21 protein-coding genes and 1 tRNA gene are annotated in these 25535 nt (G+C 44.0%); 10 read left to right on the top strand and 12 right to left on the bottom strand.

Annotated elements, in window-relative coordinates; genetic code table 11:
• Positions 1–438: 438 nt before the first annotated feature.
• The 4 genes from codA to H5993_RS00455 all read right to left on the bottom strand — a co-directional run bounded on the left by codA (position 439) and on the right by H5993_RS00455 (position 4847).
• On the bottom strand, positions 439–1677 hold the full coding sequence (codA, locus tag H5993_RS00470; protein ID WP_204775794.1) for a cytosine deaminase: 1239 nt from the start codon (positions 1675–1677) through the stop codon (positions 439–441).
• Positions 1678–1680: 3 nt separating this feature from the next.
• Positions 1681–3042, bottom strand: a complete 1362-nt coding sequence (locus H5993_RS00465; RefSeq protein ID WP_180870965.1) for a cytosine permease — start codon at positions 3040–3042, stop codon at positions 1681–1683.
• Between the two features lie 196 nt (positions 3043–3238).
• Entirely contained in the window at positions 3239–3556 is a 318-nt protein-coding gene (locus H5993_RS00460) for a hypothetical protein (protein WP_204775793.1), read from the bottom strand.
• On the bottom strand, positions 3549–4847 hold the full coding sequence (locus tag H5993_RS00455; protein ID WP_180870962.1) for a Y-family DNA polymerase: 1299 nt from the start codon (positions 4845–4847) through the stop codon (positions 3549–3551). Before H5993_RS00455 ends, H5993_RS00460 begins: the two co-directional genes overlap by 8 nt.
• A gap of 303 nt (positions 4848–5150) precedes the next feature.
• On the opposite strand from H5993_RS00455, the gene rlmD reads away from it, so the two are divergent.
• Positions 5151–6536, top strand: coding sequence for a 23S rRNA (uracil(1939)-C(5))-methyltransferase RlmD (rlmD, locus tag H5993_RS00450; protein WP_239457921.1), 1386 nt, complete (start codon positions 5151–5153; stop codon positions 6534–6536).
• Between the two features lie 61 nt (positions 6537–6597).
• Here rlmD and dltD read toward each other — a convergent pair whose 3' ends face one another.
• The 5 genes from dltD to H5993_RS00425 are packed head-to-tail and all read right to left on the bottom strand — an operon-like array spanning position 6598 to position 11074.
• A complete protein-coding gene (gene dltD / locus H5993_RS00445; RefSeq protein WP_180870958.1) occupies positions 6598–7890 on the bottom strand; it encodes a D-alanyl-lipoteichoic acid biosynthesis protein DltD in 1293 nt (430 codons plus the stop codon).
• The gene (gene dltC / locus H5993_RS00440) at positions 7883–8122 is read right to left on the bottom strand and encodes a D-alanine--poly(phosphoribitol) ligase subunit DltC (protein ID WP_180870956.1); all 240 of its coding nucleotides are present in this window, start codon (positions 8120–8122) and stop codon (positions 7883–7885) included. The genes dltD and dltC overlap by 8 nt, the downstream gene beginning before the upstream one ends.
• A gap of 31 nt (positions 8123–8153) precedes the next feature.
• Positions 8154–9383 (bottom strand): D-alanyl-lipoteichoic acid biosynthesis protein DltB, encoded by a 1230-nt coding sequence (dltB, locus tag H5993_RS00435; RefSeq protein WP_180870954.1) that lies wholly within the window; start codon positions 9381–9383, stop codon positions 8154–8156.
• Positions 9383–10915 (bottom strand): D-alanine--poly(phosphoribitol) ligase subunit DltA, encoded by a 1533-nt coding sequence (dltA, locus tag H5993_RS00430; RefSeq protein WP_204775792.1) that lies wholly within the window; start codon positions 10913–10915, stop codon positions 9383–9385. The genes dltB and dltA overlap by 1 nt, the downstream gene beginning before the upstream one ends.
• Before the next feature lie 21 nt (positions 10916–10936).
• Entirely contained in the window at positions 10937–11074 is a 138-nt protein-coding gene (locus H5993_RS00425; protein WP_180870951.1) for a teichoic acid D-Ala incorporation-associated protein DltX, read from the bottom strand.
• Between the two features lie 295 nt (positions 11075–11369).
• Between H5993_RS00425 and H5993_RS00420 the strand changes: the two genes are divergently transcribed.
• The 9 genes from H5993_RS00420 (at position 11370) to H5993_RS00380 (ending at position 22566) form a co-directional block, all read left to right on the top strand.
• Positions 11370–12491, top strand: coding sequence for an exonuclease SbcCD subunit D (locus H5993_RS00420; protein ID WP_180870949.1), 1122 nt, complete (start codon positions 11370–11372; stop codon positions 12489–12491).
• Complete coding sequence (locus H5993_RS00415) at positions 12491–15595, top strand: AAA family ATPase (RefSeq protein WP_204775791.1); 3105 nt, start codon at positions 12491–12493, stop codon at positions 15593–15595. Before H5993_RS00420 ends, H5993_RS00415 begins: the two co-directional genes overlap by 1 nt.
• Before the next feature lie 294 nt (positions 15596–15889).
• A complete protein-coding gene (gene serS / locus H5993_RS00410; RefSeq protein WP_204775790.1) occupies positions 15890–17188 on the top strand; it encodes a serine--tRNA ligase in 1299 nt (432 codons plus the stop codon).
• 213 nt (positions 17189–17401) lie between these two features.
• On the top strand, positions 17402–18574 hold the full coding sequence (locus H5993_RS00405; protein WP_180870943.1) for an MDR family MFS transporter: 1173 nt from the start codon (positions 17402–17404) through the stop codon (positions 18572–18574).
• 57 nt (positions 18575–18631) lie between these two features.
• A tRNA-Glu gene (locus H5993_RS00400) sits at positions 18632–18704 on the top strand.
• 123 nt (positions 18705–18827) lie between these two features.
• On the top strand, positions 18828–19466 hold the full coding sequence (locus tag H5993_RS00395; protein WP_204775789.1) for an ABC transporter ATP-binding protein: 639 nt from the start codon (positions 18828–18830) through the stop codon (positions 19464–19466).
• A complete protein-coding gene (locus tag H5993_RS00390) occupies positions 19459–20229 on the top strand; it encodes an ABC transporter permease (RefSeq protein ID WP_204775788.1) in 771 nt (256 codons plus the stop codon). The genes H5993_RS00395 and H5993_RS00390 overlap by 8 nt, the downstream gene beginning before the upstream one ends.
• Before the next feature lie 160 nt (positions 20230–20389).
• Positions 20390–21898 (top strand): glutamate--tRNA ligase, encoded by a 1509-nt coding sequence (gltX, locus tag H5993_RS00385; RefSeq protein ID WP_204775787.1) that lies wholly within the window; start codon positions 20390–20392, stop codon positions 21896–21898.
• 413 nt (positions 21899–22311) lie between these two features.
• Positions 22312–22566 carry a type II toxin-antitoxin system RelB/DinJ family antitoxin gene (locus H5993_RS00380; RefSeq protein ID WP_180870936.1) on the top strand — a complete coding sequence of 85 codons (255 nt, stop codon included), beginning with the start codon at positions 22312–22314 and terminating at the stop codon, positions 22564–22566.
• Positions 22567–22659: 93 nt separating this feature from the next.
• On the opposite strand, the gene H5993_RS00375 is transcribed toward H5993_RS00380, so the two are convergent.
• From H5993_RS00375 to ybaK, 3 genes are all read right to left on the bottom strand, one after another.
• Positions 22660–24099, bottom strand: a complete 1440-nt coding sequence (locus H5993_RS00375; RefSeq protein ID WP_204775786.1) for a C69 family dipeptidase — start codon at positions 24097–24099, stop codon at positions 22660–22662.
• 69 nt (positions 24100–24168) lie between these two features.
• Positions 24169–24900: a hypothetical protein gene (locus H5993_RS00370; protein ID WP_204775785.1), complete on the bottom strand. Its 732-nt coding sequence runs from the start codon at positions 24898–24900 to the stop codon at positions 24169–24171.
• Positions 24901–25401 (bottom strand): Cys-tRNA(Pro) deacylase, encoded by a 501-nt coding sequence (ybaK, locus tag H5993_RS00365; RefSeq protein ID WP_239457920.1) that lies wholly within the window; start codon positions 25399–25401, stop codon positions 24901–24903.
• Positions 25402–25535 lie beyond the last annotated feature (134 nt).

Genomic DNA, 25535 nt, shown 5'->3' with positions numbered 1-25535 from the left:
TCATTTCCGATACTCGAACTCGTAGTCCCACAACCTGAAAATCAAAATATCAAAGCAAAGATAGCGGAGGTCATTTTGTGATACGGACTCGCAGTCCCTGAGGCTATGGACGACCTTAGCTCTATCTTTAGGGTAATAAAAAAGTCCAGGATGGTAAAATTCATCCTGAACTAATCTTAGGTTGTTTGTCATTTCCGAATGTTACTCAGTAACTAAGGTCAAAGCAGTAGCTGAATGGCAGTTGCTTCCCTAACGGTCGCACCAACCTATTCAGCCTTGCATGGGCTCACAAACGCCAAACCAGTTGGCTGGTTCGCTCCAAAGCACGGCCTTAACGGATAAGTGCGAACGAAAGGCCGATTCTAATGAATCAACCTTCGTCCTTCTTATCCCAACCAGGCCGTCAAGGAGCTTTTTTCCCACCCGCTTTGTCATTCTTTAATTTACATTCAGTTTAGTAACAGCGGGGGTCGTCTTAGCAATTACCTTTCCGTGGCGGATATTGTAGAGAACTTCAACATGTTCGTTAAGAGCGTTGTAGAAATCCTTTTGGTTTAAGAGAATGCAATCGCCAGGTTTGCCGACTTCAATCCCGTATTGGTCTTCGATGTGGAGGGTCCGAGCAGCGTTGGTCGTGACGAATTTATAAGAATCTTGGATTTGACCATAGCCCATTAAGTGAGCAATGTAGACGCCCATGGTAACGGCGTCGAGCATATTACCATTCCCGAGCGGATTCCACGGATCCTTAACGTCGTCTTCCCCAAAGGAAACATTAATTCCCGCAGCGTTAAGTTCCTTCACCCGGGTAACTCCCCGCCGTTTAGGGTAAGTATCAAACCGGCCACCGAGGTGAACGTTAACTAATGGGTTAGCCACAAAATTGATACCACTCATCTTTAAGAGCCGGAAAAGCTTGTAGGTATAGGCATCATTGTAGCTACCCATAGCCGTAGTGTGACTAGCTGTTACTCGCGAACCCATTTGTCGTTCGTAAGCTTCGGTAGCTAGGACTTCTAGGTTCCGAGAAGCGGGATCATCGATTTCATCACAGTGAACGTCGACTAACTTATCGTATTTATCAGCGAGAGCCATCAAGAAGTGTACGGATTGCCAACCATATTCAGTTGTGAATTCAAAGTGGGGAATCCCACCAACAACGTCAACCCCTTCTTTAACTGCTTGTTCCATCAGTTCCTTACCATGAGGAAAGCTCAAAATCCCTTCTTGGGGGAAGGCAACTAATTGGAGGTCAATGCTATCCTTCATTTCTTCCCGGAGCTCTAGTAGAGCTTCAGTTGCGATAAGGTGGGGATCAGTAACATCAACGTGACTCCGGACGTGCTGAATTCCATGGCCAATCATGTTTAACATGGTTGCTTTGGCTCGCTTCTTTACGTCGGCCTTAGTAAGGTCCTTTTTTCGTTCACTCCAAATACGGATACCGTCGAATAAGGTCCCGGTTTCATTCCATTCTGGTTCACCGGCGGTTAAAGTTGAGTCTAAGTGAACGTGAGAATCAATAAATGGTGGTAATAACAGCTTACCTTCCCCATCAATTACGGTTTCGCTAGGCTTGGCAGTGAGATTAGTCCCAATTTGGGAAAACTTCCCATTCTCAATTTGAACGTCGGTAACTTCCTTTGCGTTATTTACATGGACATTTTTAATTAACATGAGCTACTTCCTTTCTAAAAAACGCATCAGGACTGCATAGAGCAGGGCTGAGAATAACATGTCGATGAAGGTCATCCCCACAGTGTTCACAAAAATTGGTAATTGGTGACCTGCTAAGAAGATAGCGACCCCCGCAACAAAAGTGATAATGGCACTGAGGTTAAAACCACCTCGGTACCAGTATTCACCATTAATTTTACCAAATTCCGTCACGTGATAGTTACCATGGTTAATAAAGTAAAAATCAGTACAGATAATGGCGATCGTTGGACCAAGAACCATGGCAACGTAGTCAAGGAAGCTTTCAAAGGTAGTTAAGAAACTCCCGACAAACATTGGAATGAAGGTAACGAGAGTGGCTAAGGCCACAACGGTCCAGAGGGAGTACTTAAGGCGTAGCTTGGGAAAAATATTGGAAAGGGCTGATCCGGCTCCCAGTAAGTTAACCGCATTGGCCGTCATGGAAGTTAAGATAATGACGAGTAGAGCAATTACTCCAAGGCCAAGCTTGCTGGCAATGGTTGAAGGATCGGAGTTGTTGGCATCGTAAACGCCACTGGTAATTGCAATCCCAATCGTTGAGATTAAGCCAATAAAGGCAAACCAAACCACCCCAACCATGGCACCTAACCAGGGGGAGAGAATGGAATTGTGCTTGTCAGCAGTAAAACGGGTAAAGTCAGCTCCGGCGGTTACCCAGGCTAAGTTAAAGGCCGCCACGTAGTCGATGGCGGCGCCAGTTGCCATCTTTTGTTTGAGGGGAACTGACCAATGGGCAATTTGACTTAAAGAGACCGTTTTAAAGACCGCCGCAGATTCCCAAATTACAAAGATTAAAACCACGATAATGCCGATCCGTTCAATCATTTGGATCGAACGAGAACCGCTAGCAACACTGATAATGTGGAGGATACTCATAATGAGGATCCCAATAATAAGGCCCCACTCACCGTTTGGTTGGCCCCAAACTGGCCATTTAAAGAGATCGTGGAAGAGAAGACTGACGGATTGGGCAGCAATGAAAGTGTTAACGGCCGTCCAACCAATAAATTGGGTGATGTTAACCAGGGATGGAATGTAACTTCCCCGTTCCCCGAAAGAGGCCCGGGCGATGGTCATCGTCGAAACCCCGGTTTTATAACCAATGTAACCAACTAAACTTAAGAACAAGTAGGAGAGGGCTGATGAAAGGACCAAAACTTGCATTGCAACCGCAAACCCACAAGCAGCGATAACGCCACCAACAAACCAAGTTCCGTTATTAGCATTTGCGCCGACCCAAGTCGCAAACATATCCCAGCGGGTGGTGTGCCGGGCATTTAGGGGAATCGGCGTAATTTCACTCGAACTTTGTTTTTCAGCCATGATAACCTCCAGATATTAAAAAAGTCCTTCCCCCGATTGGGCAAGGACGGTAATTTTCTACTCTGGTAGTCTTAGTCTAGCTAAAGGTTACCAAGAAAGATTTACTGGTCATTTGCGCCTCACGGGACTGCATTAAATGCCAAACTGAATTTTAAATTGTAATGAGTATAGCGGTTTTAATGGGGGATGTCAATTGTCACCGTTTTACTTCGTGCTGGAGGCGATCCAATTCGAGATGATTAAAGCCGCTGTATTCAAACGTAAAGTGGTATTGCTGGCGAATCACATTTAAGACGGCGATGAGTTCATCAAATTCAAGGTCATTCAAAATGGCAATTGGCCAAGAGCGTTGCCAGTGGTGGGGGCGGCGAGAATTGAAAAACAGGTTATAACAATCATCCGGGGAATAGTAAGCTATTGCTATCCAGTAGCGGGTTTGGCGAGTCTGCTTAAAATGACGGGCAATTTGTTCACAGATCTTCTTACCGATTGGTTGGGGATTAAAACTATTCAAAACTCTGGCCCCCACTGTGACCACCAACTAGTTTTGACCGGGAAATAAAGGTACCCCCTTTTTCCAGGCTACTTGCTTTCATGATCGCCGTTTTGCCAAACTTTTGGCGAATTCTATCCATCGTGTCCTCAACGTCAATTGCCATGTTTGCGGCTCGACTTTGAAAGAGATTTAGTTGTTCGCCAAATCGTTCGCTAAGTCGACTAGCGCTAACGCTAATGTGGCGAACAGGCTGTCCTTGCCAATGTTGCTCAAAAAGTTCCAAAATTGGGAGGATTAGTTTTCGTTCATCAGCAGTTGAAACGTCGAGCTTCTTAGAGTGGGCAAACCCAGTTCGGCCATCTTCGTCGACGACACCTTTGGCATAACCAATCCCGAGGTAAACCCCGTTCGCCTGTTTATGCCGAGCCCGGAGGCGGGAAGCAACTTGGGCCGTGATTTCTTTGATAACCAATTCAATTTCCCCCTTCTTTACATAGTCCCGGGGAAGGACCTGGGAATTACCAATTGACCGGTCCCGTTTAAGGGGCTGATGACTCAATACAGTTCGGTCGATTCCCCAGGCAGTAGCGTATAAGCGGATACCCATTTGGCCCATTTCACTCTTGAGTAAATGAGGATCGGTATGAGCTAGTTGATACATACTGGTAATCCCAATTTTATTTAGGCGGGCGGCCATGCGGTGGTTAATGCCCCAGACATCCGTGATGTTTTCGATCTCCCAAATTTTCTGGGTAGCGGTGTTATTGGTAATGACCCCAATTCGTTCTTCATTATGCTTGGAATAAATATCTAAAGCGATTTTGGCTTGGAGAGGATTATTACCAACTCCAATGGTGGTAACCAGGTGCAAGCGTTCATAGACCGTCGCTTGAATTTTTTTAATTACCTTGTAAAGATTATTATCAGTTAACTTCCAAGAATGGGTGAGGTTGAGCAATGATTCATCAATTGAGTACGGCAGAATATCTTCGGGCGGGATGAACTGCTGATAGATGGCATTGACTTCGAGATTCTTTTTGATATAAAGGTTCATCCGGGGTGGAACGACTAACAGCCGGTCATCCGCGGGTAAATCTCGGGCCCGGTTGACATTATGCAAGTCAAAGAGTTCCTTAGCGGCGGGTGAGGAAGCTAAAATCAAGCCACTCCCCGTGTTATCAGCCTCAGACATGACGACTAAGGGGGTGGTGAGGGGGTCAAGGTTACGAGTAGTGCACTCTACTGTGGCGTAGAAAGACTTATTGTCGATCATTAAATAAACACCATGCGGTTCTTTTGAATAGTCCATGTACTCCACCACCCTAAACAAACGTTCTTGATAGTATTTTATAAGAGAACGAAAGTGAAAACAAGGGGGATGAATAAGCCGTATTACAGAGCGAGAAGTATTAATGCTAAATTTTTTAAACCGGTTGGGTGCTGATTACTGGTTTGACTTTAGGAAACATCCCCGGTAGATATCGACTAGTCCATAAACTTTTAACAAGCAAGTTTCCAAAATTAGGTTACCGGTTTCTTTTTATTTCCCGGGCAATCATCCCCCAACAATGCTAGAATGGTAACCAGCATTATCGAGCGAAGGAGTTTTTTCATGAAACATCAAGCGACCCCCGTCCACGTTACCATTGGTGAACGGTTCCCCTTAACGATTAAAAAGTTAGGAATCGAAGGCCAAGGAATTGGGTATTTTAAGCATAAGGTTTGTTTTGTCCCCGGTGCCTTGCCGGGCGAAGTAATTGTGGCAGAAGTCACAAAAGTTCAAGAACGTTACCTAACCGCTAAGATCCACCGGCTTAAGCAACCAAGTAAAGAGCGAGTTACACCTAAGGATTCCGTTGCCGGGATTGCCGGGGGCTTTGAACTAGAACATCTTGCCTACCCTGCCCAACTTAAGTTTAAACGCCAAGTCGTCCTTGATAGCTTGGCAAAGTTTAAACCCCGGGGCTACAAATACTACCAGGTTAAACCAACCCTCCCGAGTCCCCAAACATACGGCTACCGTAATAAAGCCCAATTCCAAGTCCGGACCGTTGATGGCCATGTGGTGGCTGGCCTTTACCGGGCTAATAGTCATGAAGTAGTTGACCTCAAGGAATGTGCCATCCAAATACCGCAAACCATGACGGTGATGCGGTCGCTGGTAAAGTTCATCGAAGAATTACAAATTCCAACCTATGAGGAAAGTAACCACAGCGGAATTCTTAAAACGATCGCGATTCGAGAAACGACCACCGGTGAAACCCAAGTTACTTTTATTACTAACACCCCAAAGCTAATCAAAAAGCACCAACTTTTAACCCGAATTAAGGCTGAATTGCCAATGGTAACTTCAGTCATGCAAAATATTAATCCTGGTGATACGCCCTTGGTTTGGGGCGATCAAACCCTTAACTTAGCCGGTAAGGACTATGTTACCGAAAGTTTAATGGGCCTGGATTTCCAACTCTCAGCCCGCTCTTTCCTCCAACTTAATCCAATTCAAACTGAGACCTTATATGAGGAAACAGCCAAGGCCCTTGATCTAACTAAAACGGATACTTTAATTGATGCTTACGCTGGAATCGGGACAATCGGTCTTTCCTTTGCTAGCCAAGTTAAACAAGTTTTAGGAATGGAAACCATCCAAGCCGCCGTTGATGACGCTAATGAAAACGCCAAGTTGAATGGTATTAGTAATGCTCACTATGAATGTGGGGTAGCCGAAGAACTATTACCAAAGTGGCGGCAAGCGGGTCAACACTTCGATGCCTTAGTCGTCGATCCCCCACGGACAGGTTTAGACCAAAAGTTAATTGACACGATCTTGGCTGAGAAGCCGCGAAAATTTGCCTATGTTTCTTGTAACATGGCAACCTTAGCCCGAAATTTAGCTCGCTTAACGCCAACCTACCGGGTTGACTACATCCAACCCGTTGATATGCTACCGCAAACCCCACGGTGCGAAGCGGTGGTTAAATTAGTTCTAAATGAAGACTAAGCAGAATTAGTAAATGGATAGCAAAAAAGCAACCTGGTCAGTGCACCTAGGTTGCTTTTTGCTATTTATTCAGATGTTGTACCTTGAACTGTTGGAGATTATTCTCCGTTGGCTTAAGATTTTGCCAGTCTTTGGAAAGAAAGGCACTATTCATGTGGTAGTGGGGAGATGGTTGGGGATTATCCAAGAATGGTGAAATCCGCCTGTCAAAGTTGACCCAACCAGCCCAACCGATATGAATGGTATCGTTCATGAAGCCCGGTTTATTCCCGGCATGGGAGTAATCGATAATGTGGTTAAAGCCTTGCGATTGCAACTGGAACTTAATCTTATCAGCAGTCTGGTAGTACATGTGCATGTTTAAACCAGTCCGCTTTTCCCACTTAGCATTAACTGGGGTAATCATGAAAACGACGTTAGTATTGGTTTTCTTTAATTGATTTAAAACTACCTGTAAGTCCGCATATTCCGGACTTTGTAAGTAGGAGAAATGTTTCTGAGTACCGTCAATATGCTTAGCGTACCGGACTCGTTGATTGTAGAAGCTGTTAATAATCCCCAGGTTATTGTTACTTGAAGCTTTGGCATGGGCTTTAATAGCATGTTGGTAAAGGGCTTGGTAGTTATACGTCTTTGGTAATAACTTTTCCTTTGGCAAGATTCGCTTACCATAGTTGTCCTTTAAGAAGTAACCGGAGAAAAGGTCATCTTCATGGCTCAAGAGGGCAATCCGGACCTTTAAGTTTGCCTTTTCAAAACTGTTTAGGGCTTCACCCCGTTCAATTTTGTAGGCATAACTAGCGACCGTGCCGCTGTTTCCAAGAAGTTGACCGAGCCGCTTAGCCGTATACCGGTCATAAGGTGACTGCGGATTAGCTTGGTTTAACCAAACCAGGTTGGCATATGTCCCGTTATAGTACCGAAAGGCTGCGGGCATAACTCCTTTCTTAACAAACCATTGAGGCGAGATGACGAAAACAGCTTTGCCATTCTTCATTTGGGATGCCATCATGGTCATATTAAAGAGTTGCGGCAGGGATTGGGTTCCCCGGGAACCAAACATAAATGGCCGATAATGGTGGTAACGAGCCGCCATCGTAGCTGGATAGTACCGGTCCATCCGGTTAAATTCACTCGAACCAAAGAAGGGAACGTAGTGGTCCTTTTTATCACTTAAGGCTTGAACCTTTAGCGAGCGATTTTTAAAGACATTGGGACTTAACGAAACCGCCGCTTTTTGTAAGGTCGCTTGCGAATGCTCACTCTTCCAGGGAAGGGCGAATACCAATAGGGCTAATATCCCGGCGACAATGACTGGGCCAAAGATTGACCACAGTTGGTGTTTCTTAGTCATTTTGGAGTTCCTTCACCCGATCAACAATCTTATCAACGGTGTTCCAAGCATCCCGGTCAAATTCGGAAACTGGCACTTGAATATCAAATTCATCTTGTAAGGAGAGTAAGAATTGAACCGTGGCCATCGAATCAAGCATCCCATCAGCGTAAAGATCTGCTGAGTAGTCAGCGAAGTCAGCGGCGTCACGGCCAGTAGCTTGGGCTAAAAGTTCTTGAATTTGTTCTTGCATGATAAATTCCTCCAAATTTAAAAATTAATGTTTAGTGATGTCCTGGGAAGCCAAACCATAGCTTATCTAAGAAGCCACAGAAGACTAAGAAGGTTAAGACAACAAAGTTAAAAGTAACAAAACCAGCAATGAACTTGGTCAACTTCGTGGATTTAATCTTAAGGTGTTTCCGTTTGTAACGAAGCCACCAGTCGTCAACTACGAGGGCCAATCCATGCATGAAACCATAGAGAATGTAGTACCAGGTTACCCCATGCCAGAATCCCATTGTCAACATGTTAAGCATGTAAGCAACGGAGGAGAGGACATTCCGGTTCTTAAACCACTTTTTCTTAGTTGCCATAAAAACAAACCGCATGAAAATGTAGTCTCGGAACCAGAAAGAAAGGGTCATGTGCCACCGATTCCAGAACTCTTTGATGTTCTTGGAAAGGAAAGGCTTGTTAAAGTTCATCGGCGTTTCAACCCCCATCAAGTAGGAGACTGCCACGGCGAAGAAGGAGTAACCCGCAAAGTTAAAGTATAGGTGACCAGCATACATGTAAGCGACGCCGACCACCCACCAACTAAGGTGGGGAGCGTAGGCGAGTGCTCGTTGTTCCATGAAGGGATACCAAACTTGACCAAAGAAGTAGTCAATCACGAATTCATAAACGAACCCGATGAAGAGATATGGAATCGCCTTTCCAACTAAGCCGAGGTATTTTTCCCGGCTTGGGACTTTTTGGTAGTCCTTTGAGAAGCGCCGGTAGCGGTCAATTGGCCCCGAAGTAATGGTCGGCATGAAGGCCATAAAGCGGATAAACTTCCACCAATTTAGGTCTTTGACGACCCCATCCCGGGTTTCAATAATCGTTCCGGCCGCCCGGAAGGTTAGGTATGAAATCCCTAAGAAACCAAGCAAGGAGTTGTGACCAACCATTGCTGGTGAGAATTTAACGATAATAATTGGTAATAGTGATAAGAAAGTAATTAGGTAAAAGACCCAACTTGCATTTTGTTTTTGCCGGTAATGGAAATAACCAATTACAATTACGGTTTGGTAAACAATATACCCAATTAAGGAGAAAGCCTGTAAATAGCTTTGCCCATCAAACATCAAAAAGATAAAGATGAAGCTAATTAAGGCTTCATACCATTCAAACCGCTTGCCAAAGTACAAGCCAATGCCTAATGGCAGAATGGCGATTAGCAAGTAGATAAAGTAAGTTGGTGTTCCATATGCCGTAAAGTTAGGCATATCTTGAATCCATTGCAACATTACTTGTTAGCCTCCGCAATAATTTGCTTGACGGCAATCTTACCATTAGCGGACTTCGGAAAACTATCAACGTAAATAAACTGCGTTGGCATCATGTAGTCCATGATCTTTTCCTTCAAGCTTTGCCGGATGGCCTTGGTTAAATCAGCGTCCTTTTCAAAGTCGTTTGGTTCAGCAATTACATAAGCGATTAAGTGGGAAGCTTTCCCGTTTTTATCATATTTTGGAACAGCAACGGCTTGCTTAACCAGCGGACTTAGTTCGAGGCTTGAGCGCACTTCGTCCAGTTCAACCCGGAAACCGTGAAGCTTAATTTGGAAGTCCATCCGGCCGATGATATGACGAACCCCAGCTTCATCGATAAAGCCGGCATCCCCCGTCCGGTAAGATTGAACCCCGTTAACCTTAAAGAAGTTTTGAGCGGTCTTTGCCGGATTGTTAAGGTAACCCTTGGCAACACTATCCCCCGTAATGATGATTTCACCGTGTTCGCCAGGAGTAGTGATTTCATGATCTCCGTCCCAAATTGAAGTGGTAACGCCTGGCTTATCATAACCAATTGGGAGCCGCTTCATCGTTTCAGCCATTTCCTTGGTAATTTCACAACTAGTAATGGCAACGGCGGCTTCAGTTGGCCCGTATGTGTTGAAGACTTTGACGTCGGGGAACTTCGTAAAGATCCGCTTAACGGTTGATGGGGTCAATTCTTCACCACAGAAAACCATGTGGGTGAGTTGGGGCATGTGTTCCGCATTAAATGCGGGACTCAAGAGTAACATATCCGCAAAGGATGGTGTCCCCACGAAAACGTTGAAATCAAGTTCCGGAAGGACCTTAAATAGTTGTCCAAAGTTTTGCACCACGTGGAGTGGTAAAGCTTTGATCGTTGAACCAGAAAGAAAACCATCTAACCAATAGAAGTGTGAAATGTCAAAGGAAAAAGGTGCTTGCCCTAAGTAGTTAGTTTGGGTAGGTAAGTTAAAGCGATTACCAAGCATCCAGTTAGCAAAGGATTGAATATTGTCGTGGGTTACTTCAACCCCTTTTGGTGAACCGGTCGTTCCTGAGGTAAAGAGAATGTAGAAAGTGTCATCTCCCTTAAGTTCATGGGTTAATCGGTAGTCTGCTGGGGTAGTAATAATCTTTGTGAATTCGTCCTTACTTAAAACTTGGCCGTCATAATCGACGTCATTGCTTGGAAAGTCATCAATTGCGACCACTAGGCGAGGGTTAGCCGTATTGATGATTGATTGGAGACGGGGGAGCGCCGTTCCGACTTCAACAGGAATATAAGCATGACCAGCCTTAGCGCCACCAAGGAAGCCAACTGGCATTTCAAATTGGTGGTCCCCATAATAAAGAATGGGGCTCTTGGCTGGTAAATCGGCTTGTTGGTCGAGCCAACTGGCAAATGCATTGGTGTAATTTAAAAGCTCTTGGTAAGTGTGCGTTATGCCTAATTCATTATAGGCAATCCGATCAAGGTTCATTTGAGCTACTTGATCGATGGTTTTAGTAATATTATTAACCATAGTCAATATCTCTTTCTCTGCTTAGAATTCGTTGTAAATAAATGGTGCTTGACCAATTCCAAAGTAACCATACATATAAATCAGTAACATCAAAATAATGAAGTACAGAATGGTTTTAATTACAAACGAAGCTATTGGATGGTCTTTTAGGGCCTTCATTCCATTAAGTGTCCTTTCAAAATAGTAAATCAGAATATCGCCTTTCAGTTTACCGCGATTCAAAAATTACGCGCATAAAATTCTTGAAATTTAACAAATGTTAAACTGTTTTCGAACGGGTTAAATTTTACAATGAAACATCGATGAGGGCAAGAAAAAGCTTATTATTACTATGTTTTTGTAAGTTGAACGATGGTTTTGAAGATTTAAAATTTCATGCTACTATGACTCGTTTGGAGAACATACATATGATAAAATCATAAATAGCAAAAGTTAGTTTTGGAAGGTGAGAAAAATGCGGTTTTTACATACTGCCGATTGGCATATTGGTAAGCGCCTAAACGGATTTGATCTCTTAGCAGATCAAATGGCGATGTTTAAGCAGATTGAAACGGTTGCAAAGAGGGATAAAGTAGATGCCATTGTGATTGCGGGGGACCTTTTCGACCGATCTGTGCCAAGTGAAGCAGCGGTCCAAGAACTCCGGAAGATGCTTAGTCAACTAAACTTAGCCGATCACTTTCCTTTGATAGCAATTAGTGGAAACCATGATTCGGCCCCCCGATTGGGGATGGCAAGTGAATGGTATCTTGCCAACGGTTTTCATTTAGTAACAGAATTTAAAGATGCTTTTCAGCCAGTGACGGTTGGTGATACCCAGTTTTTCTTATTACCTTTTTTTGGTTTACAAACAGCCCGGAATTATTTCCAGGATGAGCATTTAACTGACATTAACCAGATCATGGCCAAAGTGGTCGCTACCATGCAAGGACAATTTGACGCGGATAAACATCATGTTCTGGTAGCTCATTTCTTTGCGGCGGGGAGTCACCGGACGGCCGATTCAGAAACCTTAGCTGAAGTTGGTGGCTTAAGCGCAGTTGACACAAGCATATTAGCCCCGTTTGACTACGTTGCCTTAGGCCATTTGCATAATTACCGGGCTTTACTTGAAGATCGGATTAAGTACAGTGGTTCGCCATTAAAGCTGTCAGCTTCAGAAGCTGAGACGGAGAAAGGGGTTTGGATTGTTGATACTGAACCATTCAACGTACAGTGGCATCCGCTTCACCAATCACCCGAGATGGTTAAAAAGACCGGCTCCTTTGCGGAATTAACAGCACCGCAAGCTGTCGAACAAATCGATCCAGCTGATTACTACCTATTAACTTTAACCGACCAAGGAGATATTCCAGATGTCATGGCAAAATTAAGGGAGTACTATCCTAAGATCTTAAGTCTTAGTTGGACGCGAGAAAGCCATCGCCCGGTTACCCAGAAACTAAAGAAGTTAAATCAACTTGACCCGATGACCTTATTAGGTGACTTTTATCAGCAAACGACTGGTCATAAATTAACGGCCCAGCAACAAACTTGGGCCCAAACCGCTTTAAATAAGGTAGAGGAGGAAGACTAATGCGCCCCTTAAAGCTTGAGTTAAAGAATTTTGGCCCGTATGACCACACGGTAGTAGATTTTCAAGAGTTTGCCAATGCTCCCTTATTCTTGGTTACGGGGAACACGGGAAGTGGCAAAACAACTTTATTTGATGCGATGGTTTTTGCCCTTTTTAACGAAACGACAAATAACCAAGAACGAAATGCAGCAGCCTTGCGGGCTGACTTTGCACCGGTTACGGAAGAAACCTGGGTTAAATTTACCTTTGAGCATGCAGGGGTAAATTATACGATCAATCGGCGGCCCAAACAGACAATTCAAAATAAGCGTGGAAAATTAATTGATCGGGGTTCCAAGGCGGACTTGACCTTTGAAAAGGATGGTGAGGTAACTGAGTTAACGCAAATTAAGGAAGTTGATAATTTTATTACTGATTTACTTCAATTGAATAAGGATCAGTTTAAGCAATTGGTCATGTTACCCCAGGGACAATTCCGGCAAGTCTTAGCTTCTTCAAGTAGTGAGAAGGAAAGCTTGTTAGAACAACTTTTTCAAACAAGCTTGTATCGCCAATGGACCGCAAGCCTAAAGCAACAGTTGAGCGAGCAAAATCAAGCAATGCAAGCCCAAGAGCAACAACTGCAAACCCTTAAGCAGAGCGAAAGTGAAGTTGATGATCAATTAGCGACGCCAGTGTGGTTAACGAAGGTCCAGGAACTGCAAACCCAGGCTCAAAGGGAATTAGAAAAAATTTTCCGGGAAATTAAAACTGGCCAAGAAAAGGTAGGTTTCGCTCAAGAGCAACTAACTGTTGCAAAAAACAAAACCCAAGCAGAAACTGAATTAGCCCAGTTAAGGCAAACGGCGGAAACATTAGTCAGGCAAGAACCAGAAATTAAAGCTAAGCAAGCAACAATTAGTCAATTGGTTTGGTACCAAGGGATCCAAGCTGATTTTTTGAAGTGGCAAGAAGCTCAGAAAAATTATGAGCAAGCAAAAGTAGCGCAACCGCAAGCTAAGGTAAGGTTAGATCAAATTCAAGCTGAAGTTGAGCAGGTTTCCCAAATCGCTACCCAATTGGCCCGCCAAACTACTACGATTGATCAACATCGGCAAACTAAATTGGCCTTAGAACAGAAGATTCCCGATTTTGAACAACGGGCAAGGTTAAAACAACAGGTTACAAGTCAAACTAATATGGTAACGGCTACGCAACAACGATTAACCGAACTTAACCAAGTCCAGAAAAGAAAGGAAAAACAGCAAGTTGAATGCCAAAACCAATTACCAGATCGCGATCAACTAACCAAAAAAGAAATCCAACTTAACCAATCCTTATCACAATTAGCAAATTGGCAAGCGGATCAAAAACAGTTAATGGCGACCCAGGTCGAGATCGAAAAAAGAGCGCAAGTTGTTAAACAAGCCGAGATCGCGGTCCAAAAGACTAACCAGAACCTTCAAGAAGCCAAAGCCAATTTGGCTCAGCAAAAAGATGGTTTTGCGCGGAACGTAATTGCTCGACTGGCTCAAGACCTGCTACCCGGGGAAGCATGCCCAGTTTGTGGGAGCTTAGATCATCCGCATGTAGCGGCCATTAAACCAACGGAAAAAGTAGTCACTGAAGAAGCCGTTCAAGAAGCCCAAAATCAAGTTGATCAAGCACTTAAAGTAGTTAGTCAGGCCCAAACGAATGCTGATCATGCCCAAGCCGATTTAGTGGCAACTAAGCAAACGATGATGGATCAATTAACGAAACTAGCAACTAGTTTGCAGGTTAAGAGCAAGCTAGCTGATGTTAAGCAAGCTTTAAAGACCCGGGCTGAAACTTTAACTAAGCAACAAGCAACGATTAAAGCAGAAAAACAAAAGTACCAAGCCCTTCAAACTGAGCTCACAAACATAGGTGACCAGTTAACGAGCCTAAGGGAGCAAATTGATCAACAAACCCATCAATTCCAAACGCTTAAGGAAGGTTTAGCCGGTCGGCAAGCCCAGTTGACAAGCTTGGATCAGCGGTTGGGGAGCCAGACCCTCGAAGAAGTCCAGACTCAGATTAAGGACTTAACAAAGAAGGTTACGGAGTTTGAACAGAAACAAGAAGCCAATCAACACCAGCAACAGGTTGCTAAGGAAGCCTTGGCAGTTGCTAAAACAGAATTGGGCCAACTGCAACAGCAAGCTAAGGATGCCAATCAGCAACGGCAAGAATTGCAGCAGAAATTGATCGCCGCGTTAGCAGAATTTAATCCTGACCTAGATTGGGAATTTTTAACGGGAGCGCAGAAACAAATTGGCCAACTTACTGATTTGCAAGCAGCGGTTAATCAGTATCAACAAGCCATTGCCGCAAATCAAGCCCAACAAAAACAGGTTCAAATTCGGCTCGAAAAAGTTACCACAGCGCTACCGATTGAATCGGCACAAAAAGCATTGGCAGAAGCGCAAAAGCAGTTAAACTTGTTGTTAGCTAACCAAGGCCAACAACAAGAACAGGTTAGTCGCCGCCAAACCCTAATTAAGAAGGTAACCCAAATTGTTGAGAACCAGGCCGATCAACTAGCCCGCCAAACGGAGTTAAATACCTTGGTTAAGGTCGTGACTGGAAATAGTGAAACTAAGTTAAGCCTTGAACGGTATGTTTTAAAGAGCTACTTCAGCCAAGTTTTGCAGGTTGCAAACGAATATCTTATTCGTTTATCCCAACAGCGATATGAATTTAAGCTTGATGATCAAGTTGGGCATGGTAATGGTCAAAAGTGGGCCGGCCTTGAAATTAATGTACATGATAATCATGTTGGCCGGGATCGGAGTGCCCGGACCCTTTCCGGTGGGGAAAGCTTTATTGCTTCACTTTCCTTAGCGCTTGGCCTTAGTGAAGTTATTCAACGGCAAGCTGGAGGAGTAAAAATTGAAGCCCTCTTCATTGATGAAGGGTTCGGTTCACTTGACCAAACTGCCTTACAAACGGCTTTGAATGCTTTACTTGAAATTCAGGGTTCCCGGATGATTGGAGTTATCAGCCACGTTACAGAATTAAAAGAACAGATTGGCGATCAATTAGTGGTAACTAGCCAAAATGGTCGAAGCGAAGTTTCCTATCGTCATGGAAATGAAATTTAGGTTTTCGGTTGAACTTAGGATTAAAACCGGCTAAAATAACTGTCAGATATTAAACACGGAACGTACTTTAAGTAGGCCTTTAGAGAGCTTCTGGGTGGTGAAAAGAAGTAGCTGAATTTCCGGTACGGTAAATGTGGGCGGGTAATGCCGCACGGTCAATGGCCGTTATCCATCTTTTGAGGGTGCTTTTTAAGCAAACTTGGGTGGTACCGCGGAACAGGAGTCATTTCGTCCCAATCATTTGGATGAATGGCTCCTTTTTTGATACCTAAGATATGATTTGGAGGAATTGCAATGTTAGATTTAAAGAAGATCCGGCGGCAACCAGATTGGTATAAGGAAAAGTTAGCAACCCGGGGCGTTAAGGCCGAAGAAATTGATGAAGTTTTGGCCCTTGATGCTAAGCGGCGGGAATTGTTGCAGAAGACCGAAACTTTGAAGGCGCAACGAAATGAAGCTTCCAAGAAGATTGGGGAAGCTAAGCGGAATGGCGAATCAGCGGATGAAGCAATTGCGGCTATGCAAAAAATTGGGGGCGACATTAAAGCGCTTGATGAACAAGTTGCGCAAAATGATGAAGTTTTATTCGATAAGATGTCGCGTCTACCAAACGTTCCTCATGAAGGGGTTCCGGTTAGCCTAACTGAAGAAGGGGCCAAAGAACTTCGGAAAGTCGGCGAAATCCGGCACTTTGACTTTGAACCAAAGCATCACTGGGACATTGGTGAACAACTTGGAATCTTGGACTTCGATCGGGCAGCTAAGGTTTCTGGGGCACGGTTCGTTTACTACATTGGTTTAGGGGCCCAATTGGAACGGGCCGTTTACAACTTCATGTTAGATGAACACATGAAGGAAGGCTACACGGAAGTCTTACCACCATACATTGTTAATGCGCACGCGATGTACGGGACGGGACAATTCCCTAAGTTTAAGGAAGATGTTTACCAAGTTAATGGGGAAGATATGACCTTGATTCCAACTGCTGAAGTACCATTAACAAACTACTTTGGGAACGAAGTCATCCCAATGGAAAAGCTTCCAATCTATGTAACAGCTTTAACGCCAAGTTTCCGGTCTGAAGCTGGCTCTGCTGGTCGGGATACCCGGGGATTGATTCGGATGCACCAATTTAACAAGGTAGAAATGGTTAAGTACACGAAGGCTGATCAATCATGGGATGAACTTGAAAAGATGACGGCTAATGCCGAAAATATCTTGAAGAAGCTCGGCTTGCCATACCACGTAATTACCCTAACGACGAGTGACATGAGTTTCACGGCTTCTGAAACTCATGACCTTGAACTTTGGATGCCAGCCCAAAACAAGTACCGGGAAGTATCTTCTTGCTCAAACTGCTTGGACTTCCAAGCTCGGCGTTTACACATGCAATACCGGGATGAAGATGGTAAGCTCCAATATGTGCATACCTTGAACGGGTCTGGACTTGCTGTTGGCCGGACAGTCGCCGCAATCTTGGAAAACTACCAAAACGAAGACGGTTCTGTTACGGTTCCGGAAGTCTTGGTTCCATACTTCCACGGGATTACTAAGATCACTAAGGAAAACGCGGTGCCATTTAACAACAAGTAAAGTTGGGTAGGACCATTAAAAAGTAAAAAGTCGGTTCACTGCTGGATCGGCTTTTTTTATTTAAATTATGATAAAATAAGTGTAAAAATAAAAGAACGGAGGAGGATTTTGGTGAAAGCGGCAGGATGGTTAAGAACCAGCTGTGGCGGACAGGGACGCTAGGGTTAGCAATTCAGCTGGTACGATTACTAATCATTTATGAAAGGAAAAATAATGCGTCCAAAAACAATGAAATTAAAGTGGCTTTTTGTCGCGAGTTTATTAAATAACACGGGTTCCGCGCTACTCTGGCCGTTGATTACCGTGTATGTCCACGACTATTTACACGAAACTATGACGGTTGCCGGAATCGTGATGTTCTTTATCTCAATGTCAATGATGGCCGGTAATTATGTTGGGGGCTGGTTGTTTGACCACTGGAAACCTTACCGAGCAGCGATGGTTACCGTTTTGGTGGCAACGATTGCTACCATAATATTAATTTTCTTCCACGGTTGGCCGATTTTTGCGATCCTGCTTTGTATTGTCAGTTTTGCAGATGGTTCTAGCTTGACGATCATTAACGCTTACGGAACTGCCGTAACTAGTAAGTCAACCCGCTATATTTTTAACGCTTTGTACATGGCAATGAACGTTGGGGTTGTAATTGGGACCTTGCTAGTTGGGGTCTTATTACCAATAAGTCCAACCTTAACTTTTACGGTGACGGCAGGCGCTTACGTGATCTTTAGTTTGGTGACGGTCGTAACCTTCAATGTTCCCGTTCAAAAAACAAAGAAACAAGTTCAAACTATTAGTAAGCAGAAGAAAAGTAGTCGGCAGGGCATTCATCTAGTTTATGCGCTTTGTTTATGTTTAATGACTGTATACCTTGCTTATTCGCTTTGGGAAACAGTGATGGCGGTGCGGATTACTGATATGGGAATTCCCTTCTTTGCCTACAGCTTATTGTGGACAATTAACGGCGCAATTATCGTAATTTTCCAACCGTTAGTGCCAAACCTAGCGAAGGTAATGTCAATTCGAACTCAGATTGAATTGGGGATTTTGATCTTTGCGGCTTCGTTTTTACTTCTGACCTTTGCCCGCACCTTTACCATGTTTGTGATTACCTTTGTGATCTTAACGATTGGGGAAATGACGGGAATTCCGGCAGTCCCAGCTTATATTGCTCAATTAACCGACCCCAGTGAAACGGGAAAGTACCAAGGAATGCCAAACATCGCTATGTCAATTGGCCGGGCAATTGGGCCGTTCCTCGGTGGCCTTGTAATTGATTGGTTTAATTACGAAGCCTTATTTATTTTTGCTTTTGGAATTATTACGGTAACCCTTGTCTACGTAGCGATTTACGCTCGACAAAAATTTGGAATTGCAAAACATTAAATTAAGTAGTTGCCAACTTGACTATCCCTATGGTAAGATTATTTTTGCTCAAATGATGACCCGTTGGTCAAGTTGGTTAAGACACCAGCCTTTCACGCTGGTAACATGGGTTCGAGTCCCGTACGGGTCATTGTCGCCTCACCGTTAATGCGGTGGGGCTTTTTTTGTATACCATATCACAATGAGCTAATATATTGCCGGCTTCTTTAGTGATAAAGTAAAATGATTCTAAACTAAAAAGGAGGCGGCCAAATTGATAATTACGGTAAAGGAGCTTGATTATCAAGTCGATGACCATCAAATTTTACAGCAAATTAATCTTGAAGTAGCAAAAGGTGATTACCTGACGATTGCTGGTCCTTCGGGAAGTGGAAAAAGTACTTTTCTGAAGTTACTAGCTGGATTTTTAACCCCAAGTAAGGGTGAAATTAACTTCAAGGGGAAGCCCCAGAAGACTTATCCAATCCCAGCTTACCGACAACAAGTTTCTTATTGTATCCAGCAACCTTTGCTATTTGGGGAAACGGTAGCGGATAACTTTGCGTTTCCGTATGAAATTACCAACCAAGCAGTTGATCATGACCGGATTAACCACCTCCTTAAATCGGTTGATCTGCCAACGGACTATGTTGAGAAGGGGATAACTGAACTTTCTGGTGGAGAACGGCAACGGGTCGCCCTAGTAAGAAATCTTTTATTGGAACCAGCAGTCTTACTTTTAGATGAAGTTACTACTGGGTTAGATAAAGAATCAAAACAAATTGTCCTCAATTTACTAGAGGCGGAGCATCAACGGGGGAAAACTTTAATTAAAGTCACCCACGATAACGAAGAAATTGCTGCCGCAAGCCACTTACTCCACATGAAAGAAGGTCACTTGGTCAATGAGTAATAACCTTACCGTTTCAAACTTATCGTTAGTCATTGCTGCTTTAGGGATGTTGTTAGCGATTGGGATTAGTGCGAAAGAAAAACTAGGTCTCCATAAAGATATTATTTATTCAGTTTGCCGGGCGATTATCCAATTGACCATCGTCGGGTATGTCCTAAAAGGGGTTTTCCACGTAGCGAATATCTGGTTAACCCTGGCCTTATCACTAATTATTATTGTGAACGCTTCGTGGAATTCTTACCAACGGAACGGTAAACAAAAGCAGGGCTTTTTATATTCTTTCGTGGCGATTTTTTGTAGCACCACTTTTACGATTGGTTTGTTGGTTCTTTCGGGTTCGATTAAGCCAATCGCCCAACAACTAGTCCCAATTACGGGGATGGTGGCGTCAAATTCAATGGTGGCAATCGGGTTGGCTTTCCGGTCAATGCGGACTCAGTATAAGCAACAGGAACAGCAAGTCAACGAAATGTTGGCCCTGGGGGCAACGGCCGCTCAAGCTTCAAAGGCTATTATCAGGGAAAGTATCAAAACGGCGATGCAACCAACGATTGATTCCGCTAAGACAGTTGGGTTAGTGGCCTTACCAGGGATGATGTCTGGGTTAATCTTTGCCGGCGTTGATCCGGTTTACGCCATCAAATATCAAATTATGGTGGTCTTTATGTTACTTTCGGCGACGAGTTTGGGTTCGGTAATTGCAATTTACTTATCCTATCGGAGTTACTTTACCGACCGACTACAACTAAAAGTGCCCCGCTAATTGAGAAAAATTATGAGCTTCTGTGCTTAGAAGAGTAAACTCTTTTATTTCCCGGGAAATTCTGTGGTAAAATGGAAAACGAATTTCATTGAGAGTGGTCCTTTTTTAGTCCACTCTCTTTGCTTGCATAAAGTAAATATGAAGAGAGGATCTTTTTGTAATGGATAAAAAGGTAAGAGTTCGGTATGCACCTAGTCCAACGGGCTTCTTGCACATTGGGAATGCACAATCAGCACTATTTAACTACCTCTTCGCCCGTCACTTTGGGGGAACGATGGTACTGCGGATCGAAGACACTGACTTGGCCCGGAACGTTGACCATGGGGAAGAATCCCAAATGGAAAACCTTCACTGGTTAGGGATTGACTGGGATGAAGGTCCAAATAAGCCCAATCCAAAGTACGCTCCATACCACCAAACGGAACGGAACGACAAAGGAATTTACCAAAAGTACATCCAAGAACTGTTAGATAAGGGTATTGCTTACAAGGACTTCGCCACGGAAGAAGAATTGCAAGCAATGCGGGAACAACAAAAGGCTAACGGCGAAGCTCCGCACTATGATGGCCGTTGGTATGGTGCGTCTGAAGAAGACATTAAAGCTGCTGAAGCAAAGGGCTTACAGCCAAGTATTCGGATCCACCTGCCCAAAAACCACGTATACGAATGGGATGACTGGGCATTAGGCCACATCGAATTTAACTCGGACAATTTGGGTGGCGACTTTGTTATCCAAAAGAGTAATGGTTTGCCAACCTACAACTTTGCCGTGGTAGTTGATGACCACTTGATGGAAATCACCGATGTTATTCGGGGGGCGGACCACATTTCTAACACGCCAAAGCAAATGGCAATTTACGAAGCATTGGGCTTTGACCACCCTCACTTCTGCCACATCTCATTAATCTTCAACCCAGCTACGGGGAAGAAGCTTTCTAAGCGGGATGCGAACACCTTGCAATTCATCAGCCAATACCATCGTCACGGTTACTTGAGCGAAGCCATTTTCAACTTCATCGCCTTCTTAGGTTGGTCACCAGTGGGTGAACAAGAAATCTTCTCCAAGGAAGAATTAATCAAGGCTTACGATCCTAAGCGGATGTCAAGTTCACCAGCTTACTTCGACCAACGGAAGTTAGACTGGATCAACGCGCAATACATCAAGAAGATGGATGTTGATGAATTAGCTGACCGGGCGTTAACTTTGGTTCACGAAAATGACTCCGAAGAAGCTAACCAATTAGCTGACTTGAAGCTGGATGACGCCACTTTGAAGGACTTGTTGGTTAAGGTCATCAAGATCCACCAACGGGACGTTACTAAGTTGATCGAAGTCCTACACTATGCTTGGTTCTACGCAACGGTACTTGACCAAAACTTGTCATACGACGATTTCAACGACCTTGACGCTACAGAAACTAAGCAGGTCTTAGCCGGGATTAAGGCTGGAATTGAAGCCTTTGATGGGCAACCAACGGCCGCTGATTACAGTGCTTTGATTAAGCAAGTTGGTAAGAATACTGGCGTTAAGGGCCGGAAGCTTTACTTCCCATTAAACATTACCTTTACTGGGAAGAGTTCCGCTCCTGAAATTAACGAAATAATGGCCGTTTACCCGGCTGACACAAACTTGACCTTATTAGACAAGGCAATGGCCGCTTTGAACTAGGGCTAGATAAAATAATTAAGAGAGGTCGAGAAGAAACTCGTGTTTCTTCCCGGCCTCTTGTCATCTCCGAAGGTTACTCAGTAACTAAGGTCAAAGCAGTAGCTGAATGGTAGTTGTAACGGTCACACCAACCGATCACCTAATGACGGTAGCTAGTTCAAGCTAAGCTAGTTATGATTGGAAATGATGTTTGGATTGGCGTCAATTGATAATATTCCTAGGAGTTGCGATTGGAAATAAGATAGTCGTTGCCCCTGGAAGTGTTTTTACCAAGGATATTCCTAATAACAGCCAATTTTGGGGTCCCGGCCAAGGCGATTCGGTAGCGAAAGAATAAACTGGTAAATTGTTTTTAAAAGTATATCTAAAGTATGTTAAAAGTATGTTATAATTTGAAAAAGGAGGAGATTATTATGAGTAATACACCGACTACTATTCGTTTAGATGATGAATTAAAAGAAGCAGTTACCCCAATTCTTAATACTGTAGGGATGAGTTTAAATACTTATATTAATTTGGCGTTACGACAACTTGTCTTACAAAAGAAGGTTCCCTTTGAAATCTTAACTGGACCAGTTTCAAAGATAAATGTGACTGGTGAGTTACCAAGAGATGGACAAGATTTACCAAAAGGAATTGGGGATGCTCTGTTGAAAATGGGGCGGTAGACATTAACTATTGGAAATTTTTGAAGACCTAACAAAAAAGGTAGCCAACTTTGATCAAAAGTGGCTACCTTTTTCTGTTATCTAAAACTAATTTTACAAGTTAACATCCATCTTAAAAGTCAACTTGGAAAGGCCAATTCCTTGCGTAATTAACTTAGCAAGGAGTTGCTTGGTATCGTGTTCAACCTTGTCTAACATCTCAGTTTGGGCCTTGTTCAAGACGACGGTGGCTGCCTTAGCGTCCATGCCAGCCGTCTTTTCAGCCGTTTGGGCAACCCAGGTGTGGAAGTATTGCCGTAAGTTCTTGAGGTAATCAAGGTCCGCTTGGGCAAATTCGGCGTGGTAGGCTTCCACCATGACAGCTAGACGGTTGAAGAGCCAGTAGAAGCTTGGATTATCTAAGTCCAGTTCAACTGGAGTATTTCGCATCCGGGCGTCGGCTTCGTCAGCGTTTCCAAAGAGGGGCAGGTATGGCGTGAAGGTAGGAACTCCCCCGAAAGTCATCCACATGATTGTTTGAGCATGTTCTGGTAAGTTCGGGTTAATTTGTAAGACGTGGGAGTTCTGAGTCCGGTTAAGGGAAATTGGCCGGTAAAGATGCTTTTCTTGTTCCGTTCCCTCGTGACCTAGCGGATCATATGGCGTGTTTTGGTAGTGACTACTAAGGTAGTATTCAACGTCTTCCAAGGAGATTAGCCGGTCACTTTTCATTACGAATGGCAGGTCAAAATCAGTTGGTTCAAACTTCAATTCTGGATTAAAAAGCTTGTGACCGTACCATTGCCGGGGAGTGTTGTAGTGTTGATCAAAAACGTCAGCAGTCCCAAAGATCCGGCGGAAGTTCCATCCTTTTCGATCAGGATTCAAGTGGTGATCGGCTACGAATGCTTGGATTCCATCGGACCACATGAAGTTGGCTGGATCGTCAAAGTTAACTTCTTGAATGGCAATCCGGTTTCCGGTCAAGGCATAACAATCGTCTGGGATCCGTTGGGCAACCCAGTGGTGACCAGTTACGATTTCCATGTACCAAACTTCATTTTTGTCAGCGAAGATGACCCCGTTACCTTCGGCGGAACCGTACTTGGCAACTTGTTGCCCGAGATATTGCACTCCTTCCTTAGCGGAATTGATAAACGGTAAGGTGAGGGCGACAATCACGTCTTCGTTGATCCCAGATTCAGTGTTTAAGGGGTCAAAAGCTAAAACCCGTTCGTTAGCGTAAACACTTTCGGTAGCGGACATAGCAACGTTCTTTTCGTTAAAGCCGTTTTCGTCGTAAACCCCTTCCTTGGTTAATTCTACATTTGGAACCCCTTGGTAACGGTAACCATCGGCTGGCCGGTCACCAACAAAGTGGTTTAAGTATGACTTTACCTGGTTTGGGTGGTTGTGGTAAGCCGGGTAAACGACATAGCGTTGCGGTGTTACTGGCAAAAAGGTGTCATCGTTGCGGGCGGCCATTACGGAGCCGTCAAGCGAAGCCTTTTTCCCAACTAAAATAGTGGTACAAGATGAATGACGAGTTTCCATGGTAATTTCCTCTTTCTATATTGATAATTACTTTGATTTTAGGCGTTTTAAAGGGTAGAATCAACGGGTTTATCGGTGAAGTAAGTGGCGTAGGAACAGCAAAGCAACGTAAACAAGTCCATTGACAACGAGCGCAAAAAGTAAGGCCCCATCCAACGGAGCCATAAGGGCGTATAGACTGGTTTTTAAGCTTGTAGGATTAGTGATTAGGGTCAAAACGCCGCTGGCTACTAAGATCACGATTAATAAAGAAGTAAGTCCGGTTTGGGAATTTTCCAAATCAGCCCGCGAGGGGTCAAAACCGCCAATGGCAATGCTAACCATTACCAAGAACCAAACGATGGTGGCCCAGCCGTGGTTGACCTGGTCAATGGAATGGTTAAATAAGAAAGTATATATCTCAGGAACTAATAGTCGGGTTAAACCGAGCATTACGAGGGGGCAAAGCAAGACGGGGGCAATCCCGATGAAGACATTACCAGCTCGTTGGTAAAGACTGGCTTGGTTCCAAGTATGACTAACGTAGCCAAGACTTTGGTCAGTGGGGTCCTGACGGTTCGGAATTCGGATCAAGGCTACTTCCTTGATGTGATGGCCAAATAGCAGAGCAACCACTAAGTGACTGAGCTCATGAATGATAATCCCGAGGCCGCCAAAGATAATTTGAGCCCAGAAGCCAGCCACTTGAACACTGAGGAATTTGTTTTGATGGCTAACCCTAGCGACTAGGGCGCCCAAAATCACCGGGATTCCGATCCCGTAACCAAAAACTAGGCTTAAAATTTCTAGATAGGTTTGCATTTAGGCTTTTTGTAAATCAGCGAAGGTGGCGTGAACTAGGTTGGCAAGATCGTTAGCGTTAAGCTCAACCGACCGGCCAATTTGCCCGGACGAAACGAAGATCGTCGCTTCCTTTTGGGCATCAGTATCGATATAAATGGGGAAATGGTGCTTTTCGTAAATTCCCACTGGAGTGTTGGCGCCGTGGACATAACCAGTCGTTTTAACCAGTTTTTTTAAAGGCACCATCTCAACTTTCTTATTTCCCGAAACCCGAGCTAAGGCTTTTTCATCGAGATGAGTATCAACAGGAACGACCCCAACGAGCGGACCAGTAGTCGGGCCTTCAAGGACTAAAGTCTTATAAATCCGGTGTTCATCAATTCCTTGGTGGTCGATCTTTAATGAACGAACGTCCCCATCTTGAACAGTTGGAAATTCAATTTGTTTGTAGGCAATTTTATTTTTATCAAGAATTTGTTCTACTTGGGTCTTCTTAAGCCGTGATTTTTTCTTACTCATAGAAATTGGGCTCCTTTTTAAGCAGATTTTACTATTCTGGAACGGTCCAATTATCAAAAAGTTCGTATCCAGTTGGTAATTATTTGATATACTAATAATGTTAAACGGAAATCGTGGGAATGTGAACCACAATT

Origin of the sequence: Limosilactobacillus alvi (assembly GCF_016900115.1) — a bacterium.
Classification (GTDB): domain Bacteria; phylum Bacillota; class Bacilli; order Lactobacillales; family Lactobacillaceae; genus Limosilactobacillus; species Limosilactobacillus alvi.
Note: the sequence above shows the minus strand (reverse complement) of the source record. Positions and strands in the feature narration are given on the sequence as shown.

Bases quoted from the DNA above. Each gene is read 5' to 3' on its own strand.
- codA (WP_204775794.1), bottom strand. From the start codon at position 1,677: ATGTTAATTAAAAATGTCCATGTAAATAACGCAAAGGAAGTTACCGAC.
- H5993_RS00465 (WP_180870965.1), bottom strand. From the start codon at position 3,042: ATGGCTGAAAAACAAAGTTCGAGTGAAATTACGCCGATTCCCCTAAAT.
- H5993_RS00455 (WP_180870962.1), bottom strand. From the start codon at position 4,847: ATGGACTATTCAAAAGAACCGCATGGTGTTTATTTAATGATCGACAAT.
- rlmD (WP_239457921.1), top strand. From the start codon at position 5,151: ATGAAACATCAAGCGACCCCCGTCCACGTTACCATTGGTGAACGGTTC.
- dltD (WP_180870958.1), bottom strand. From the start codon at position 7,890: ATGACTAAGAAACACCAACTGTGGTCAATCTTTGGCCCAGTCATTGTC.
- dltC (WP_180870956.1), bottom strand. From the start codon at position 8,122: ATGCAAGAACAAATTCAAGAACTTTTAGCCCAAGCTACTGGCCGTGAC.
- dltB (WP_180870954.1), bottom strand. From the start codon at position 9,383: ATGTTGCAATGGATTCAAGATATGCCTAACTTTACGGCATATGGAACA.
- dltA (WP_204775792.1), bottom strand. From the start codon at position 10,915: ATGGTTAATAATATTACTAAAACCATCGATCAAGTAGCTCAAATGAAC.
- H5993_RS00425 (WP_180870951.1), bottom strand. From the start codon at position 11,074: ATGAAGGCCCTAAAAGACCATCCAATAGCTTCGTTTGTAATTAAAACC.
- H5993_RS00420 (WP_180870949.1), top strand. From the start codon at position 11,370: ATGCGGTTTTTACATACTGCCGATTGGCATATTGGTAAGCGCCTAAAC.
- H5993_RS00415 (WP_204775791.1), top strand. From the start codon at position 12,491: ATGCGCCCCTTAAAGCTTGAGTTAAAGAATTTTGGCCCGTATGACCAC.
- serS (WP_204775790.1), top strand. From the start codon at position 15,890: ATGTTAGATTTAAAGAAGATCCGGCGGCAACCAGATTGGTATAAGGAA.
- H5993_RS00405 (WP_180870943.1), top strand. From the start codon at position 17,402: ATGCGTCCAAAAACAATGAAATTAAAGTGGCTTTTTGTCGCGAGTTTA.
- H5993_RS00390 (WP_204775788.1), top strand. From the start codon at position 19,459: ATGAGTAATAACCTTACCGTTTCAAACTTATCGTTAGTCATTGCTGCT.
- gltX (WP_204775787.1), top strand. From the start codon at position 20,390: ATGGATAAAAAGGTAAGAGTTCGGTATGCACCTAGTCCAACGGGCTTC.
- H5993_RS00380 (WP_180870936.1), top strand. From the start codon at position 22,312: ATGAGTAATACACCGACTACTATTCGTTTAGATGATGAATTAAAAGAA.
- H5993_RS00375 (WP_204775786.1), bottom strand. From the start codon at position 24,099: ATGGAAACTCGTCATTCATCTTGTACCACTATTTTAGTTGGGAAAAAG.
- H5993_RS00370 (WP_204775785.1), bottom strand. From the start codon at position 24,900: ATGCAAACCTATCTAGAAATTTTAAGCCTAGTTTTTGGTTACGGGATC.
- ybaK (WP_239457920.1), bottom strand. From the start codon at position 25,401: ATGAGTAAGAAAAAATCACGGCTTAAGAAGACCCAAGTAGAACAAATT.